This window comes from Xanthovirga aplysinae (assembly GCF_009711365.1).
Classification (GTDB): Bacteria; Bacteroidota; Bacteroidia; order Cytophagales; family Cyclobacteriaceae; genus Xanthovirga; species Xanthovirga aplysinae.
In genome coordinates this window covers 1-3,525 of record NZ_SMMB01000725.1, presented here as the reverse complement: position 1 = coordinate 3,525, position 3,525 = coordinate 1, and the positions used below count along the sequence as shown (strand labels likewise).

Annotated in this window: 4 protein-coding genes; 1 reads left to right on the top strand and 3 read right to left on the bottom strand. The window is 36.4% G+C overall.

All coding sequences use genetic code 11. The annotated features are described in order from the left end of the window. Positions 1–9: 9 nt before the first annotated feature. Together E1171_RS04680 and E1171_RS04675 are read right to left on the bottom strand one after the other, a co-directional pair. On the bottom strand, positions 10–339 hold the full coding sequence (locus tag E1171_RS04680) for an ArsR/SmtB family transcription factor (protein ID WP_155204586.1): 330 nt from the start codon (positions 337–339) through the stop codon (positions 10–12). A gap of 136 nt (positions 340–475) precedes the next feature. Continuing rightward, positions 476–1,462, bottom strand: a complete 987-nt coding sequence (locus E1171_RS04675) for an AAA family ATPase (protein WP_155204584.1) — start codon at positions 1,460–1,462, stop codon at positions 476–478. A 399-nt stretch (positions 1,463–1,861) separates the two neighbouring features. Between E1171_RS04675 and E1171_RS04670 the strand changes: the two genes are divergently transcribed. Further along, the gene (locus tag E1171_RS04670) at positions 1,862–2,425 is read left to right on the top strand and encodes a DUF1439 domain-containing protein (RefSeq protein ID WP_155204582.1); all 564 of its coding nucleotides are present in this window, start codon (positions 1,862–1,864) and stop codon (positions 2,423–2,425) included. A gap of 57 nt (positions 2,426–2,482) precedes the next feature. Here E1171_RS04670 and E1171_RS04665 read toward each other — a convergent pair whose 3' ends face one another. Beyond that, a complete protein-coding gene (locus E1171_RS04665) occupies positions 2,483–3,385 on the bottom strand; it encodes an outer membrane beta-barrel protein (RefSeq protein ID WP_155204580.1) in 903 nt (300 codons plus the stop codon). Between the last annotated feature and the right edge of the window lie 140 nt (positions 3,386–3,525).

The following is a 3,525-nucleotide window of genomic DNA, read 5'->3' as shown; positions in this document are numbered from 1 at the left end:
AAAAAATGCCTAACAGCAGGCATTTGTTTCTACAAATTTATCAAAAGTTTCCATAAAGTGCTGCTGAGCCTCTTTCCATACATTTCCATCAATACAATAACAGACTCTCGGCCCATCTATTTCTCCTTTTATTATACCAATCCTTTTTAATTCTTTCAGGTGTTGAGAAACCGTTGATTGAGATAAAGGCAATTCATCTACTATATCCCCACAAACACAACTCTGTTTTCCACTCAAGAAATCCAAAATAGCCACACGAGCGGGATGAGCAAATGCCTTTGCCAATTCTGCTCTCCGATTGATTACTGCTTCGAACTTATCTACTTTGGTTATTCCCATACTTCTTTTTATCGTAACTTTACGATTAATAAAACGACACTTTATAAAAGAGGTTTCATTACTATTAAAAAAATTCAAATTGAATAAAAAATAAAAGGCGGAAAAAGTTAAATTCCTTCCGCCTTTTAATTAACCGTTATACATTAATCGGCACTTTATTAAGGATCGTCTTTATGATGTCATTTGTGGTTACTCCATCAGCTTCAGCTTCAAAATTCAGCATTATCCGGTGGTTAAATACATCTTGAGCTACCTCTTTGATGTCTTCAGGTAAAACATAATCTCTTCCTTCAAAGTAGGCAATTGCCTTAGCAGCACGATTCAGATTAATACTTGCCCTTGGAGAAGCCCCAAACTGAATATAGGCCGATTCATGCTCCAAGCCATATTCTTTTGGTTGGCGGGTAGCAAACACCAATTCCACAATATATTTTTCAAGAGATTCAGAAATCTGCACCGCATTGATTTCATCTCGAATCTTAAAAATTTCCTCTTTAGTCAAAATGGTTTCCACTTCGTTGCTAAAACTCATGTTAGCCATTCGACGCATAACTTCCAACTCGGATTCTTTATCGGGATAATCCACAAAAACCTTCATCATAAAACGGTCCATTTGGGCTTCAGGAAGTGGGTAAGTTCCCTCTTGATCTACAGGGTTTTGTGTAGCTAAAACAAAAAATGGCTGATCCAACAAAAAAGTGTTTTCACCAATGGTCACCTGTTTTTCCTGCATAGCTTCCAATAGAGCCGCTTGAACCTTTGCCGGTGAACGGTTTACTTCATCAGCCAAAATCATATTGGCGAAAACAGGTCCTTTCTTTACCTCAAACTCTGATTTTTGTTGATTATAAATCATAGTTCCCACTAAATCGGCAGGCAACAAATCCGGAGTAAACTGCAAACGTTGAAAATCCAGATGTAAAACTCTAGCCAAAGTATTTACCGTCAACGTCTTGGCTAAACCGGGAACACCCTCTAACAAAATATGACCCTGTGTAAATAATCCAATCAGTAAGCGGTTAAGCATGTAGTCTTGACCCACCACTACTTTTCCTACTTCCTCAAAAACCTGCTTAATCTTATCCCGCAATTCCTGCTTTTGTTCATTGATCGCTTCTTCCATAGTTATAACTATTCTCCTGATTCAATAAAAAATGAGCATTTAATAATCATTAAAGGTATTAACCCTTCACAAGAACGCTAAATTAAACAATTTCATTAGAGAAAAAAGCCTAAAGTGCTGATTCAGTAAGAAAGCTACTGACAAGTTTAATCAAAATACCACTTTTATGGTTTCCAGAGCTATTTTGAAGGTAGTATGAGCCCATTGATAACTTTTTTGTCCTAAATTTTTTTGCTTGAGAAATTGTTTTCTGAAAAAAGCATTGGGATTAACTCATTGATTTTGGTAAAACCTAAAATCAGGTTTTTCTTCCAAAAAAATTAGGAAGACCCTACTGCTTTAACCTTAACCTGCATTGTTGTAAATAATTTCATTTAAGGGAAGGTAAAAGGTGAAACCATGAATAGAAAATATATCTTAATCGCATTTTTACTGCTTTTCCTTGGCATCTTGATTGGTGCCTATTTCTATTTAAAGGGCAAGACCTTTACCATGGAAATCTCCAAAGATGAATTAGAAGCTACTGTGAGCAAAAGCTTTCCAATGGAAAAGACTTATCTTCTGGTATTAAAACTCACTTTGAAAGACCCAGAATTGGAGTTAGCTCAAATTAAGAAGGATGAATTAAGCTTTGCCCTTACTGCCGAAGCCCGGGTTTTTGAAGGAATAAAATCACAAACATATAATGGTAGAGCAATCCTAAATGCTCATCTCATATATGATCCCAAAGTGCATACCTTTTTTCTGGAAGATCCTTATATCTATAAGATCAATATTCAAGGCGTCCCAAAAATATATAGTGACCGCCTCCCAAAACTTGCCACGGAAATTATAAAAAAACGGTTCGAACACTACCCACTATATACCATTAGTGGATCTTCCCTACAAGAAAGGATAGCTAAAATGACATTAAAAGGGGTGAAAGTAAAAAAGGATAAGGTTGTGCTTTACTTCGGGATTTAAATTAACCCGACCAAACTTAATTTAGCTTAAAAAAAGGAAAGCCGGCCTTAATCAAGTTCAAAAATGATAGACCATCCCAAGCGAAAGTTGATTTAGCCTGGATTTTTTCTCTTCCATAACTTGTTGGGGACTACCTATTAAATTTTGATAAGTTATTTCCGGATCATCAAAGGTATTTTGTAAGTTTCTACTGTATCGAAACTTTAAACTAAATTTTGGCAAGAACAGATAGGATCCTTCTACAAAAATTCCTCCTCCCCATTTGGTAAGACCTGTACCGGAATTTTCCTTAAAATCTACCACTTCAGGGGAAGCAAACTCATATCCCATTGGAGCACCTATTATAGGATCAATCACCTCACCTTCAATTATTCCTCCAAAAAAATTGCTATATTGAACCTCTTGGGTTGTAATAGTTGATTCAAGCAAGCAGGAAACAAAAAGACCGATTGATGCCTGAACGCGGCTATTAAGTTTATAGTTAATAGAAACTGGCACCTTCAAATACCATAAACTATAGGCTGCAGGGTCTCTTTCGAATACATCTCCATTGGCATCTGGAAAACCTGGCAAAGGCTCAAAAATTCCATCAATTATACCACTTTCTACTTTGTTAATCCTCACATTTTCTTCCAACCCAAAACGGGCCCATTCCAACTCCTGACCCACCGATATTGAAAAAAGAGGATTTAAAGGAAAGGAAACATTGCCTCCTATGGAAAAAGCTGGCCTGCCAATAATTTTCCGATCCAGATCAGCACTTAAGGTCAAATATTGATAACCTGATGCCCCCGACACGGGAACTGATTGGATAGTTTGCCCATTATTAATGCTGGCAAAAGAAAAATTGCCAAGTGCATAAACCGAAAAAAAAGGTTTTTGTTGAGCAACGACGGTTTGAACTGAGAAGAGAGCTACAACTATTAAAGCAGGGACTAAAAAAGTAAATATTCGATTCATAGCTGAATTACGCTAAATTTTAAAACACAAATCAGTACTTTTCAAATATAAAAATTAATACTTGGAACAATAATAAAAGAAAGGAAAATAAAATGATCAGAAGAAATGTAGAGCGAGAGACGGGATTCGAACCCGCGACC

What these genes read in the sequence shown, in the direction of transcription:
- E1171_RS04680 (WP_155204586.1), bottom strand. Translation starts at nt 339, where the DNA reads ATGGGAATAACCAAAGTAGATAAGTTCGAAGCAGTAATCAATCGGAGA.
- E1171_RS04675 (WP_155204584.1), bottom strand. Translation starts at nt 1,462, where the DNA reads ATGGAAGAAGCGATCAATGAACAAAAGCAGGAATTGCGGGATAAGATT.
- E1171_RS04670 (WP_155204582.1), top strand. Translation starts at nt 1,862, where the DNA reads ATGAATAGAAAATATATCTTAATCGCATTTTTACTGCTTTTCCTTGGC.
- E1171_RS04665 (WP_155204580.1), bottom strand. Translation starts at nt 3,385, where the DNA reads ATGAATCGAATATTTACTTTTTTAGTCCCTGCTTTAATAGTTGTAGCT.